The following is a 13,605-nucleotide window of genomic DNA, read 5'->3' as shown; positions in this document are numbered from 1 at the left end:
TCGACGTGATCTCAGTTGTGATTTCGGGCCCGGAGTTGAGGTCCGAGTTCATGCAGTGACTTCAGGTGCCCGAGAGGAGACCGGAGGCCATTCCGATCACCACCGGGGCCACTCCGACCGCGAGAAACGCGGGGAGGAAACACAGCCCCACCGGAGCGGTGACGAGTACCGCCGCCCGCTGGGCGCGGGCGCCGGCCTGCCGGGCGCGGTCCTCCCGGAGGGCCGTCGCCAGCCGGGAGACCGGCTCCGCGGCCGGAGCCCCCGTCCGGGCGGCCCGCTCGAGACATTGCGCGAGCGCCCGGGCGCCCGGTATCTCGGCCAACCTCCCCCACGCGTCCCCCGGTTCGCCGCCGAGCCGCAGCTCCGCCCCGGCCAGCGCCAGCCGCTCGCCCACCGGGCCGCCCAGCGACTCGCCGACCACTTCCGCGGCCTCCACCGGCGCCGCACCGGCCGCCAGGCACGCGGCCAACAGATCGGCCGCGAAGGGCAGCTGACGCTCCGCCTCCTGCGGATCCACCCCGGCCGGCGGCCGCACCCGCCGTAGCCAGCGCCACACACCGATCGCCGCACCGCAGCCGACCAGCGCCCCCGGCAACCCGCCGACCAGCAGCCAGGCCGCCAGCAGCGCCCCGGCCGAGCCGGCCCATACGGCCACCGCCGCCCGTATCGCGGACCCGAACACCGGTGCCCGCCGCTCCGGTTCCGCCGACAGCAGCGCGGCCATCCTGCGCCGGGCCGCCCGCGCCCGGACCTGCGCCACCACCGCCGAGGTCGTGCACAGCACCGCCGCCGCGACGCACAACGCCATCCCCAGCCTGTGGATCACGAAGCCCCCCATCACCGCTCCCCCGCCCGCACGATCCGGCGGCACCACAGCAGCCCCAGCGCCTCCAGCACCCCGCCCGCCAGCAGGCAGCCCCACCCGACCGGGGTGTGCAGCAGCACGTGGAGCGGATCCGCCCCGAGCCCGGTGCCGATCAGCAGGCCGACCAGCGGCAGCAGGGCGAGCACCGCCGTCGTCGATCTGGCCCCCGCGAGCTGGGCCCGCAGCGACTCCTGCCGGTCCCGCTCGGCGCGCAGCGCCCCCTCCAGCCGGTCCAGTCCGGCAGCCAGCCCCGCACCTCCGTCCACCGAGATCCGCCAGCAGGCGGCCATCCCGGCCAGTCCCTCCGCGCCGGGCTCCCGTGACGCCTGCCGCAATGCCGCCGGAACGTCCCCGCCGAACGCCGCGGCGGCCAGCACCGCCGCCTCCGCCGCGCCCGGCCCGCCGGGGCCGGCGGCCGTCCGCCGCATCGCGGCCGTCAGCGCCTGCCCGGGCTGGGCCCCCGACCGGAGCTCGCCCACCGCAGCCCCGCACAGCGCGATCACCTCGGCGGCCCGCGCACTGCGCTCGCGCTCCCGCTGCCGGACCCGAAGCCACCGCCGCACCAGCGGCACCGCTGCCGCGCCCACCACCAGCGGGATCACCGACCCGCCCAGCAGCGCGACCACGAGCCCGGCCCCGAGACAGGACCACTCCCGCCACCGCGCGGCCCGCACCCGTACGGCGATCACCAGCCGCTCGCGGCGCAGCGGTCCGCGGGGCACCACGGGCCCGACCCCGGCGAGCACCACCCGGGCCCGCCGGGCCACCCGGTCTCCCCCGGCCAAGGCCCAGGCGGCCGTCCCCGCGCACAGCACCCCGGCGAACAGCGGCACCGGCACCGCGGCCGCGCCGTTCACCGCGCACCCCGCAGCAGCGGACGCAGCCGCTCCCAGCCCCGCTCCCGGGCGAACCCCCGGGCGGACCAGCGCAGCGCAGGTACGGTGACCACCAGCCCGGCGGCGTCCCGCTCCAGCACATGCACCTCGGCCACCCGGCGCCGCCCGGCCCGGTCCCGGACCAGATGGACCACCAGGGTCAGCGCGGCCGCCAACTGGCTGTGCAGGGCGGCCCGGTCGAGTCCGGCGGCCGTCCCGAGCGCCTCCAGCCGGGCCGGCACATGCGCCGCCGCATTCGCGTGGACCGTGCCGCAGCCTCCTTCGTGGCCCGTGTTCAAAGCCGCCAGGAGATCGGCCACTTCGGCGCCCCGGACCTCACCCACGACGAGCCGGTCCGGCCTCATCCGCAGCGCCTGGCGGACCAGGTCCGCCAGGGTGACCAGGCCCGCCCCTTCCTGGTTGGCCGGGCGGCTCTCCAGCCGCACCACATGCGGATGGTCGGGCCGCAGCTCGGCCGAATCCTCGGCGAGGACGATCCTCTCGCCGGGGCCGACCAGCCCCAACAGGGCACTGAGCAGGGTGGTCTTGCCGGTGCCGGTCCCGCCGGAGACGAGGAACGACAGCCGGGCCTCGACCATGTCCCGGAGCAGCGACTGGCCACCGGGCGGCAGCGTGCCCGCCTCGACCAGCTCCTCCAGCGTGAACGCCCGCGGGCGCACCACCCGCAGCGACAGACAGGCCGAGCCGACCGCCACCGGCGGCAGCACGGCATGCAGCCGGGTGCCGTCCGGCATCCGGGCATCCACCCAGGGCCGGGCGTCGTCCAGGCGCCGGCCCGCGACGGCGGCCAGCCTCTGGGCGAGCTTGCGCACGGCATCGGTGTCGGCGAACGTCACCCCGGTCAGCTCCAGCCCGCCGCCGCGGTCCACCCACACCCGGTCCGGGGCGGCCACGAGGACATCGGTGACCTCCGGGTCGGCGAGCAGGCCCTCCAGCGGGCCGGCTCCGACCAGTTCGGACCGCAACTCGGCCGCCACACCCAGCACTTCCGCATCACCGAGCAGCCGGCCCTGCGCCCGCAGGGCCGCCGCCACCCGGGCCGGGGTCGGCTCCGCCCCGCTCTCGGCCAGCCGCTGCCTCACCGCGTCCAGGAGCACGGCGCTCATGCCGCCACCCCCTGGGCGGGACCGAGCGCCCGCCGCCAGAAGCCGTCGCAGAACCGGGCCAGCGCGCCCCGCCCCTGCCCGCCCGGCGGTTCCCCCTCGGCAACCCGCCCCGGCAGCCCCACCTCGACCGGCACCTCGCCGGCCAGCGGCACCCCCAGCAGCCCGGCCACCGACTCGGCATCGAGCCCGCCCGGACAGCGGCCCCGCACGACCACACGGACATCCCGGGCCACCATCCGCACTCCGGCCGCGACCCGCCCCGCGGCGGCCACGGCCCGCAACTCGCCCGGCACCACCATCAGCACCAGGTCCAGCTGCGCCAGCGCCTCGGCCACGGCTTCGTCCACCCGCCGGGGCAGGTCGACCACCACGACGCCGCCCCGGCGGCGCGCGGCGGCCAGCACGGAGCGCATGGCCGCAGGCGGCACCACCACACGGTCCCCGCGGTCCCAGCTGAGCACCCGCAGCGCATGCAGCTCCGGCAGGGACTCCTCCAGAGCGCCGGCGCCCACCCGGCCCCGGGAGCCCGCGAAGTCCGGCCAGCGCAGCCCTTCGGCGCTCTCGCCGCCGAGCAGCACATCGATGCCGCCGCCGAGGGGGTCACCGTCGATGAGGACGGTCCGCTCCCCGGCGCGGGCGGCCCGCAGGGCGAGGGCGCACGCGAGGGTGGAGGCTCCGGCCCCGCCGCTGCCGCCGATCACCCCGACGGCGAGGGCGGGTTTCCCGGCCCCCTCCACCACATCGGCGATGCGGTCGACGAGCCGGCTCTCCGCGTCGGGCAGCCGGAGCACCTCCTCGGCGCCGATCTCCACCGCCCGCTGCCACACGAGGGGGTCGTCCAGATCCCTGCCGACGAGCAGCACCCCGCCGCGGCGCGGGGCACCGCGCACCCGGCGCGCGGCGTCGTCCCCGACGAGCACGAGCGGCGCGGACTCCCATCCGACGCTTCCGGGCGCCTCCACGGCGTCCCCGGAACCGCTTTCACCCCTGCCGCCGCTTCCGCCACCACCGCCTCCGCTTTGCTCCGGCACCGCGTGGTGCACATGCGGCTCGGCGCCCGCAGCGGCGCACAGCCGCAGCAGATCGTCGAGCAGCAGCGGGTCCTCGGTGATGATCAGCGGCCGCCCGCCGGCGGGCACGACCGCGCCCGGAGCGCCCAATGGCCTGATTCCGCCTGCTTCCGCGCGGTCCGACACTTCACACGACTTCGATCCAGCCACGATCTCCGCCCCCTTCTCACTGCAAATCCCAACACCGCGGGACTTCGCGGCTGGAATCACCGTGCAGCGATCCGGAAAATGAAGTGGATCTTGCCCCAAAACTGTGGACAACAGACACCCTGTGAATAACTCCATCACTCCAACAGGTGAGCTCCAGAGCGCGCCGGAACGACTACGCAGCGTCACACGTCTGAGGGGGTGAGGGCCTTCGCCGCGCAGGGCCCGCCGAGGAAGGAGGGCTGCAGGAATGGTCACTTGGGGCCGAAGGCAGGGACGCGAACCGCGTCCGGACATGCGACGACCCCCGCCGGGGGGGAGAGCGGGGGTCGTCCCCACGGTCCGACTCGGGGGGGGAGGAGCCAGACCGGGTTAGCACGGTCGCGAACGATCCGTGACTTCCATGGTGTACCCGAGAGCCTTCTCAGGCAAACCCACGCGCCACACCTTACGCCGAATGGTGGGCGCATATGCTCGGGGCGTGGAAATCCAGCCCTTGCCGCACTCGTCGCCCCGCACCGCAGCCTTCTTCGACCTGGACAAGACGGTCATTGCGAAGTCAAGCACTCTGACGTTCAGCAAGTCCTTCTACCAGGGCGGCCTGATCAACCGCCGAGCCGTGCTGCGTACCGCGTATACCCAGTTCATCTACCTGGTCGGCGGCGCCGACCACGATCAGATGGAACGGATGCGTGAGTACCTGTCCTCCCTCTGCAAGGGGTGGAACGTCCAGCAAGTGCGGGAGATCGTCGCCGAGACCCTGCACGACCTCATCGACCCGCTGATCTACGACGAGGCCGCCTCGCTGATCGAGGCGCACCACACCGCGGGCCGCGACGTGGTGATCGTGTCGACGTCAGGCGCGGAAGTCGTCGAGCCGATCGGCGAGATGCTCGGCGCGGACCGGGTCGTCGCCACGCGGATGGTCATCGGCGAGGACGGCTGCTTCACCGGCGAGATCGAGTACTACGCCTACGGGCCCACCAAGGCGGAGGCCGTGCGGGAGCTCGCGGAGTCCGAGGGGTACGACCTCTCTCGGTGCTACGCGTACAGCGACTCCGTGACCGACATCCCGATGCTGGAGGCGGTCGGACATCCGCATGCGGTCAATCCCGACCGGGCTCTGCGCAAGGAGGCGGTGGCGCGGGAGTGGCCGGTGCTGGTGTTCAACCGGCCGGTGCGGTTGAAGCAGCGGCTGCCCGGGCTGTCGATGCCGGCGCGGCCGGCGCTGGTCGCTGCGGCGGCGGTGGGTGCGGCTGCGGCTACCGCCGGGCTGGTCTGGTACGCCAGCCGGCGGCGGGCCACTGCACTGGCTGCCGCCGCGCCTGCCTGACGCGGCCCCGGGGGGCGCGGGGTCCTGCCCTGATCCCGCCGGGCAGCCTGGTCCCGCCGGGTGGTGGCCGGGTCCCGCCCGGCGGCGCGCCGTGGCATGCCGCCGCTGGGGCGCCGCTGCGCGGGGCCTCTCTCCCCGCCCCGCCCTTCTCCCGTTCACCGGTCTCTGCCCGGACCCGGCCCTCAAACGCCGGGCGGGCTGGAGTCCCAGGGCTGCGCCGCGGACCCGCGCCGCCACCGCCGACGCGGCTCAAGGACCCAGGGCCCCGCGCGTACGCGCCGCCGACACCGGTACGCGGCAAAAGCCCGGAGGCTCCGTCGCCATCGCCGGTGCGCGGCAAAGGCCCGGGGGCTCCGCCGGGAGCCTCGCCGCCATCACCAGCACGACTCGAAGACCCCAGGGCTCGCCCGGGACCCGCGCCACGATCGCCGACATGGGCCGAAGACCCCAGGGCTCCGCCAAGACCCGCGCCGCCATCACCAGCACGACTCGAAGACCCCAGGGCTCGCCCGGGACCCGCGCCGCGATCGCCGACATGGGTCGAAGACCCCAGGGCTCCGCCAAGACCCGCGCGGCCATCATTCGCACGACTCAGCCGCCATCACCAGCACGACTCAAAGGCCCAGGGCTCCGCCAAGACCCGTGCCGCCATCGCCGGCACGGCTCGAAGACCCCAGGGGTCCGCCAAGACCCGCGTCGCCATCGTCGGCACGGCTCGAAGGCCCGGAGGCCGCCCGGACCCGCGTCGCGATCACCGGCACGGCTCGTGGGCCCAGGGACTCCGCCGGACCCGCGCCGCCACCCCCTCGCCACGGGCAACTCCGCGCGGAGCCGCGCCGCAACAGCCGACGCAGCTCGAAGACCCGGGGCTCCGCCCCCGAACCCCCGCGCTTCAAACGCCGGCGGGCTGGATGTGCCGCCCCACCGCGCGGGGTGTGCCAGCCCAATGATCGGTGTGTCGGCTCCGACCCGGCCGAGTGCCCAGGAACCGCCGGAGCCGGCTCCGGCAAGGTGGCGTGGATCGGCGGGCTGGGAAGGCCGGCTGCGACACGGCGGCGTGGACCGGTTTATGCGGACCAGGAGAGGGGGCCCTGCCAGGGCTGGAGGCCGGCCCCGCCGGGCTCGGGCCGGAATGCCGGCTCCCGAAAGCCCGCGGCGTGTGCCTGTTCCGGCGGCCTGGGAATGGCGGCTCCCGCGAGGCGGCGGGGGCCAGACTCGGCGGAGCAGGAGCGACGGCTCCGGCAAGGCTGGATGACGGCCCGGCGGCTGGAGAACTCCAGCTCCCGAAAGGCCGCACGTGCCCCTTCGGCGAAGTGGGAATTCCGGCTCCGGCAAGGCCGCTGAGGGCAGTTTCGGTGGCCCTGGAATGGCGGTTCCCGCACGGCGGCGTGGGCGGGTTTCGGCAGCCCGGGAATGGCCGATCCCGCAAGGCTGGATGGCCGGCCCCGCCGGGTTGGTGAGGGGCCGCTCCCGCAGGGCCGCCTGAAGCGGTTTCCGCCGGACCGGGAGGGGCGGCTCCGTCAGGGATGGGTGGGTTGCCCCGTGCGGGTGGGCAGGCGGGGGCCCGGGGCGGCTTAGGGGGCTGAGCTGCGGGGATGCGGGGTGTCCGGTGTGGGCTGGGACGTCCTGGAAGGTAAAAAAAGTGGGGAGGGGTTCCGCTTGTCAGCTAAGCGGAGTACAAAGGAGTCAACGGCCCGCGAGACCAAAGAACATCCGAGAGGATCATCTTTAAAACGCAGTAAGGCCCACGGACCGAAGCATGAACGCCGAGCACCCACGCGACGTCGACCCGTCGATTACGGGCCAGCCGCACCAGGTAACGGGCAAAGTCCCCGACCTGATGGGCAAATATCGAGGACGCTTGGTAACTGGGCGTAAATGCCAGCGGCGACACCAAAGCAAGACGGTGTCGCCGCAACCCTGTGTCCGCGGCCCTGTGTGCGCAATGCGCAACCCTGCGCCGCGGCCTTTGTCCGTAGCCCAGCCTCCGCAGCCCTGCGTCCGTAGCCCCGCGTCCGGAGCCGCCTCCTACGCCGCGCCTCGCTGCAGGGCCTCGCAGACCGCCGTCGACTCGCGGACGCCGAGCTCGATCGCGCGGCCGCAGTGCGCGATCCAGGCCGCCATCCCCTCCGCCGTCCCGGAGACGTAGCCCTCGAAAGCGGCCAGGTACGCGTCCCGCCCCTGCTCCGCGTGGCCGACCTCCGCCGGGCAGATCGCCTTCGGGTCCAGACCGCTGTTGATCAACACGATCCGCTCCGCCGCCCGCGCGACCAGGCCGTTGTACGAGCCGAACGGACGCAGCGCCAGCAATTCGCCGTGCACCACCGCCGACGTGACCAGCGCCGGAGCCGAGCCGCCCGCGATGATCAGCCGGGACAGGCCGTCCAGGCGGCCCGCCACCTCCTCCGCGGTGGGCAGCGCAGCGGTGATCAGCGGCTCGTCCACCGACTCGCCCGCCAGTCGCGGGCGTCCCACCACGTCACCGTCGGCCGTAGACCCGCAGGCCACCAGGTGCAGGCGCGCCAGCACCCGCAGCGGCGACTGGCGCCAGATGCTCAGCAGCTGGCCGGCTTCCGCCGTCAGGCGCAGCGCGGCTCCCACCGTGCGCGCCTCCGACTCCGCCCCGAAGTCGGTCCGGCGGCGCACCTCCTCCAGCGCCCAGTCCGCCCCGGACAGCGCCGCGCTCGCACGGGCCCCGCGCAGCGCGGCCTCCGAGGTGATCTCTCCGCTGCGCCGGCGCATCACCCGGTGCCCGTAGACGCGGTCCACGGCCTTGCGTACGGAATCCACGGATTCGGCGACGCCCGGGAGCGAACCCAGGGCGGCCAGCGGGTCAGAAGTGCTACTCATAAGTAGGGAGCCTACGCACTGGACCGCCTCGTCACCGACCCCTCCTTGGAGTGGTCTTCTTCACGTACAAGCACCACACAAAGCGACCGACCGACTACGCTTCGTGAACATGAAGATCGCTTTCGTGGGAAAGGGCGGCAGCGGCAAGACGACCCTGTCCTCCCTCTTCATCCGCCACCTCGCCGCCAATGAGGCCCCCGTCGTCGCGGTGGACGCCGACATCAACCAGCACCTGGGCGCCGCCCTCGGACTCGGCGAGGACGAGGCCGCCGCGCTGCCCGCCCTGGGCGCGCACCTGCCCCTGATCAAGGAGTACCTGCGGGGCTCCAACCCGCGCATCGCCTCCGCCGACACGATGATCAAGACCACGCCGCCCGGCGCCGGGTCGCGCCTGCTGCGAGTCACCGAGGACAACCCGGTGTACGACGCCTGCGCGCGCACGCTGCTGCTCGACGGGGAGCCCGTCCGGCTGATGGCCACCGGGCCGTTCACCGAGGCGGACCTCGGCGTCGCCTGCTACCACTCCAAGGTCGGGGCGGTCGAACTCTGCCTCAACCATCTGGTCGACGGCCCGGACGAGTACGTCGTGGTCGACATGACCGCCGGCTCGGACTCCTTCGCCTCGGGCATGTTCACCCGCTTCGACGTGACCTTCCTGGTCGCCGAGCCCACCCGCAAGGGCATCTCGGTCTACCGCCAGTACAAGGAGTACGCCCGGGACTTCGGGGTCGCACTCAAGGTCATCGGCAACAAGGTGCAGGGCACGGACGACATCGAGTTCCTCCAGGACGAGGTCGGAGAGGACCTGCTCGTCACCGTCGGGCACTCCGACTGGGTGCGGGCGATGGAGAAGGGCCGCCCGGCGGCGTTCGAGCTGCTCGAGGCGAGCAACCGGCTGGCCCTGCAGGCCCTCCAGGACGCGGCCGACGACTCGTACGCCCACCGCGACTGGGAGCGGTACACCGAGCAGATGGTCCACTTCCACCTGCGGAACGCGGAGAGCTGGGGCAACACCAAGACCGGGGTCGACCTGGCCGCCCAGGTCGACCCCGGTTTCGTCCTGCGGGAGACCACCGGCTGCGAGCCCGCGGCCCCGGACCTCGTCAGTCCTCGTCCGCATCCTCTTCAGCCGGCTCCGCAGCCGGCTTGACCCCGGCGGGGGCGGCCGGCTTGGCCGGCGGCCCCGCCGTCAGGAACTTCGTCCAGCCCTCCTTGGGCGCCTCGCCGACGTCGAGGCCGCGCATCCACTCCAGGACCTTCGGGTCCTGCGCATCGAGCCAGTCGACCAGCTCGCGGAACGGCACGCAGCGGACCTCCTTCTGCGTGCACATCGACTGGATGGAGTCCTCGACGGCCTTCATGTAGGTGCCGCCGTTCCAGGACTCGAAGTGGTTGCCGATGATCAGCGGCGCGCGGTTGCCCTGGTAGACGCGGTCGAAGGCCTGCTGGAGGCCTTCGCGCATCTGCTCGCCCCAGTACGCGTGCTGCGAGGGGTCGCCCTGGGTGGTCGTCCCGGACTGGTTGACCAGGTAGTTGTAGTCCATGCTCAGGGTGTCGAAGGCCCGGCCCGGCATGGGCACCAGCTGGAGCGGGACGTCCCAGAGCCCGTCCGTCTTCTTCGGCCAGATCTGCTTGCTGATGCCGCTGGAGTCGTAGCGGAAACCCATGTCCTTGGCCGCCAGCATGAAGTTCTTCTGGCCTTCGAGGCACGGGGTCCGGGCGCCGATGAGCTCCTTGTCGTAGTCGAACGGGAGCGGCTCCAGGCCCTTCAGGTCCGGCGTGTTGGTCTTCCAGTTCTTGACGAAGGACTTGGCCTGGTTGATCTCGCTCTTCCATTCCGGCACGGACCAGGTGCCGACGCCGCCGTCGGGGCCGCAGAAGTGGCCGTTGAAGTGGGTGCCGATCTCGTTGCCCTCGAGCCAGGCCGCGCGGACCTGGGTGGCCGTGTCCTTGATGCCCTGGACATCGCCGAAGCCGATGTCGGAGCGGCCGGACTCGTGCTGCGGGGCCGTATAGAGGGAACGTTTCTCTTCCGGGAGCATGTACACGCCGCTGAGGAAGTACGTCATCCGGGCGTTGTACTTCTTGCCGACCTCGCGGAAGTGCGAGAAGAGCTTCTGGCTGTCCTCGCCGGCCCCGTCCCACGAGAACACCACGAACTGGGGCGGCTTCTCACCGGGCTTCAGCTTCTGCGGCTTGTGCACGTTCGGCTGCGCACCCGTGTACGCGGTCGAGCCGTCGCCGATGAGCCGGTTGACACTGCCGGGGGCGGCCTCCGGGGCGGCGGCGCCCTTCTTGCCGTTCGGACCCCCGGGGGAGGGGGGTTTGGCGGGTTCCGAGGTGCTGCACCCGGCGACGCCCAGCACCAGCGCCGTGGCGACCAGGCCGCCGGCGATCTTCTTCGTGGCGGCGATCATCCGTCCACCTCTCCTCGCGGTTCCATTGCGGGTCTTCCGCGCCGCAACGTCCCATGCGGTCCGCCGTGAAGATGATGTGACAAGCCGGACAAAATGCTTAATCACCCTTGAGTGCTATTTCATAAGCCGTTTGCCCCTATTGCCCCCCACGATCCTTTACTCTCCATTACCTTTCATTTACTGAGTGTTGAGACTCCCGCCGCTTCATCCCTCCGTAGAGGAGACGGGAACCTATGACAGCCACTTCCCCCCTGCCCGCCGCCGACGAGATCGGGCGCAAGCCCGGCAGCAATCCCTGCGACACGCCCGACGGCCCGACCGCCGGCAGCAACTTCGGCCGCAAGGCCGGCGCCACAACCGGCAGCACAACCGGCGGCAAGACCGGCAGCAAGCCCGGCGGCGCGCCCCGCAGGGGGCACCGCGCCGACTTCCACGCCGATCTCTCCGCCTCCCTGACCGTCTTCCTGATCGCCCTGCCGCTCTCCCTCGGCATCGCCCTGGCCACCGGCGCCCCGCTCCAGGCGGGCCTGGTCGCAGCGGCCGTCGGCGGGATCGTGGCCGGGCGACTCGGCGGCACGCCCCTCCTGGTGAGCGGGCCCGCGACCGGACTCACCGTCGTCACGGCCGAGTTGATCCAGCGCTACGGCTGGCGCACCACCTGCGCCATCACCGTGGTCGCGGGTTGCTGCCAGCTCGGGCTCGCCGCGCTGCGCACCGCCCGGTCCGCGCTCATGGTCAGCCCGGCCATCGTGCACGGCATGCTCGCGGGCGTCGGCGTCACGATCGCGCTGTCCCAGCTGCACATCGTCCTCGGCGGCACCCCGCAGAGCTCCGCCGTCGCCAACGTCAAGGGGCTGCCCGCCCAGTTGGCCCACCTGCACCCGGCGGCGCTCGGCGTCAGCGCCGTGACCCTGGTCGTGCTGCTCGGCTGGCCGCGGCTGCCCGGGCGGCTGGGGCTCGCCCTGCGCAAGGTGCCGGCCGCGCTCGCCGCCGTCGCCACGGCCACGGCGTTCGCCGCGCTGGCCGGGCTCAGCCTGCCCCGGGTCGACCTGCCGTCCTGGCGGAGCCATGCCCTGCCCGAGCTGCCCGCGGGGCCCGTCCTCGGCATCGTCGCGGCCGTCCTGACGGTCACCCTGGTCGGCAGCGTGGAATCCCTGCTGTCCGCGGTCGCCACCGACAAGCTGATCGCCTCCCAGCGGCGTACGGGCAACCGGCCGCCGCGCGCCGACCTCGACCGGGAGCTGCGCGGCCAGGGCGCCGCGAACATCCTCTCCGGAGCGCTGGGCGGGCTGCCCATCGCGGGCGGCGCCGTCCGCAGCGTGGCGAACGTCAAGTCCGGGGCCGCCACCCGGCGGTCGGTCATGCTGCACGGCCTCTGGGTCCTGCTCGCGGCGGCGCTGTTCGTCCCGGTCCTCGACCTGATCCCGCTCGCCGCGCTGGCCGCCCTGGTGATGGCGCTGGGCGTGCAGATGGTGAACGCCACCCACCTGCGTACGATCACCCGGCACCGCGAGATCCTCGTCTACGTGACGACGATCGCTGCGGTCGTACTCGGCGGGGTACTGGCGGGCGTCACCATCGGCATCGCCGTGGCCGTCGCGATGGCCCTGCACCGGCTGGCCAGGACCCGGATCACGGTCGAGGTGGAGGGCGGGGTCCACCGGGTGTCGGCGCGCGGGCAGTTGACCTTCCTCGCGGTGCCTCGGCTGAGCCGGGTGCTGAACCAGATCCCGCCCGGCGGGCGCGTGGTGGTCGAGCTGGACGGCTCGTTCATGGACCACGCGGCGTACGAGACGCTCCAGGACTGGCAGGACTCCCATCTGGCGCACGGGGGCTCGCTCGAGATCACCGGCCGCTCCACCACCCGGATGGCCGGCGCGTACCGGCCGGAACACGCCGACCGCCCGGACCACACCCCGGAAGACGCCGAGAGGTCCCCGCGCGGCGGGCACCACTGCTGCCGCCCCTGGACCCCCTGGAAGAACCACTGCGACCACCGGCCGGAGGACGGGCGTACGATCCCCGGCGCAGCCCCGGCCCCCGACGCGGCGGAGGCGGTGGAGGCGGCGGAGCCCCCGGCCCCGCGCCGCCGCGGAGCCGGCCAACTGGCCAGCGGGATCAGCGCCTTCCAGCGGGATACCGCGCCGCACGTCCGCGACGAGCTGGCCCGGCTCGCCCGGGAGGGGCAGCGGCCCTCGCAGCTGTTCCTGACCTGCGCGGACTCCCGCCTGGTGACCAGCATGATCACGGCCAGCGGTCCCGGCGACCTGTTCACGGTCCGCAACGTCGGCAACCTGGTGCCCCTGCCGGGCGCCGAGGCGACGGACGATTCGGTCGCGGCGGCCATCGAGTACGCCGTGGACGTCCTCCAGGTGGACAGCATCACGGTGTGCGGGCACTCCGGGTGCGGGGCCATGCAGGCGCTGCTGAACTCCACGCCCGGGGCCCCGGTGACCCCGCTGCGCCGGTGGCTGCGGCACGGGCTGCCCAGCCTGGAGCGCATGGCCAGCCGCCACCACGCCTGGGCCCGGATCGCGGGCCGGCTCCCGGCTGATGCCGTGGAGCAGCTGTGCCTGACCAACGTGGTGCAGCAGCTGGAGCACCTGCGGGCGCACGAATCGGTGGCCCGGCGGCTCGCGGAGGGCACGCTGGAGCTGCACGGGATGTACTTCCACGTGGGCGAGGCGCAGGCGTACCTGCTGTCCGAAGGCGAGGACTTCTTCGACTGCCGGGTGTTCGACAGCGTCGGACAACACGTCTGAACGTCTGGATCATGACCGGGTGGTGACCGAATCGCCGTCTCCCGCCGAGCTGGATCAAGGGCGCGGCTGAACCGATACTCTCCGGTATCCGTGCCACAGAGTGGCCCCTTTCCGCACCTTGCAGCGGGAAGGGGCCACTCTGCGCGTGGGCCGACACGG

9 protein-coding genes are annotated in these 13,605 nt (G+C 73.3%); 3 read left to right on the top strand and 6 right to left on the bottom strand.

The features are described 5' to 3' along the window. Positions 1 to 61: 61 nt before the first annotated feature. From IF09_RS0124975 to ssd, 4 genes are read right to left on the bottom strand one after another with little or no spacing between them, the layout of a single operon-like run. Complete coding sequence (locus tag IF09_RS0124975) at positions 62 to 838, bottom strand: type II secretion system F family protein (protein WP_030299317.1); 777 nt, start codon at positions 836 to 838, stop codon at positions 62 to 64. Further along, entirely contained in the window at positions 838 to 1,722 is an 885-nt protein-coding gene (locus tag IF09_RS0124970) for a type II secretion system F family protein (RefSeq protein WP_234321132.1), read from the bottom strand. The genes IF09_RS0124975 and IF09_RS0124970 overlap by 1 nt, the downstream gene beginning before the upstream one ends. Further along, a complete protein-coding gene (locus IF09_RS0124965) occupies positions 1,719 to 2,867 on the bottom strand; it encodes a TadA family conjugal transfer-associated ATPase (protein WP_030299314.1) in 1,149 nt (382 codons plus the stop codon). Before IF09_RS0124965 ends, IF09_RS0124970 begins: the two co-directional genes overlap by 4 nt. Beyond that, positions 2,864 to 4,036 carry a septum site-determining protein Ssd gene (ssd, locus tag IF09_RS0124960; RefSeq protein WP_051832849.1) on the bottom strand — a complete coding sequence of 391 codons (1,173 nt, stop codon included), beginning with the start codon at positions 4,034 to 4,036 and terminating at the stop codon, positions 2,864 to 2,866. The genes IF09_RS0124965 and ssd overlap by 4 nt, the downstream gene beginning before the upstream one ends. A 544-nt stretch (positions 4,037 to 4,580) precedes the next feature. On the opposite strand from ssd, the gene IF09_RS0124955 reads away from it, so the two are divergent. Beyond that, positions 4,581 to 5,417 carry an HAD family hydrolase gene (locus tag IF09_RS0124955; RefSeq protein ID WP_030299309.1) on the top strand — a complete coding sequence of 279 codons (837 nt, stop codon included), beginning with the start codon at positions 4,581 to 4,583 and terminating at the stop codon, positions 5,415 to 5,417. Between the two features lie 2,028 nt (positions 5,418 to 7,445). On the opposite strand, the gene IF09_RS0124945 is transcribed toward IF09_RS0124955, so the two are convergent. Further along, entirely contained in the window at positions 7,446 to 8,267 is an 822-nt protein-coding gene (locus tag IF09_RS0124945) for a hypothetical protein (protein ID WP_030299306.1), read from the bottom strand. A 109-nt stretch (positions 8,268 to 8,376) separates the two neighbouring features. On the opposite strand from IF09_RS0124945, the gene IF09_RS0124940 reads away from it, so the two are divergent. Continuing rightward, positions 8,377 to 9,417: an ATP-binding protein gene (locus tag IF09_RS0124940; RefSeq protein WP_051832845.1), complete on the top strand. Its 1,041-nt coding sequence runs from the start codon at positions 8,377 to 8,379 to the stop codon at positions 9,415 to 9,417. On the opposite strand, the gene IF09_RS0124935 is transcribed toward IF09_RS0124940, so the two are convergent. Continuing rightward, a complete protein-coding gene (locus IF09_RS0124935; protein ID WP_030299304.1) occupies positions 9,371 to 10,684 on the bottom strand; it encodes a hypothetical protein in 1,314 nt (437 codons plus the stop codon). The two genes, IF09_RS0124940 and IF09_RS0124935, sit on opposite strands and share 47 nt — an antisense overlap. Before the next feature lie 233 nt (positions 10,685 to 10,917). On the opposite strand from IF09_RS0124935, the gene IF09_RS0124930 reads away from it, so the two are divergent. Continuing rightward, positions 10,918 to 13,446, top strand: coding sequence for a SulP family inorganic anion transporter (locus tag IF09_RS0124930; protein WP_078613432.1), 2,529 nt, complete (start codon positions 10,918 to 10,920; stop codon positions 13,444 to 13,446). Positions 13,447 to 13,605: the final 159 nt, after the last annotated feature.

This window comes from Streptomyces katrae (assembly GCF_000717655.1).
Classification (GTDB): Bacteria; Actinomycetota; Actinomycetes; order Streptomycetales; family Streptomycetaceae; genus Streptomyces; species Streptomyces katrae_B.
Note: the sequence above shows the minus strand (reverse complement) of the source record. Positions and strands in the feature narration are given on the sequence as shown.

Bases quoted from the DNA above. Each gene is read 5' to 3' on its own strand.
- IF09_RS0124935 (WP_030299304.1), bottom strand. From the start codon at position 10,684: ATGATCGCCGCCACGAAGAAGATCGCCGGCGGCCTGGTCGCCACGGCG.
- IF09_RS0124945 (WP_030299306.1), bottom strand. From the start codon at position 8,267: ATGAGTAGCACTTCTGACCCGCTGGCCGCCCTGGGTTCGCTCCCGGGC.
- IF09_RS0124940 (WP_051832845.1), top strand. From the start codon at position 8,377: ATGAAGATCGCTTTCGTGGGAAAGGGCGGCAGCGGCAAGACGACCCTG.
- IF09_RS0124975 (WP_030299317.1), bottom strand. From the start codon at position 838: ATGGGGGGCTTCGTGATCCACAGGCTGGGGATGGCGTTGTGCGTCGCG.
- IF09_RS0124930 (WP_078613432.1), top strand. From the start codon at position 10,918: ATGACAGCCACTTCCCCCCTGCCCGCCGCCGACGAGATCGGGCGCAAG.
- IF09_RS0124965 (WP_030299314.1), bottom strand. From the start codon at position 2,867: ATGAGCGCCGTGCTCCTGGACGCGGTGAGGCAGCGGCTGGCCGAGAGC.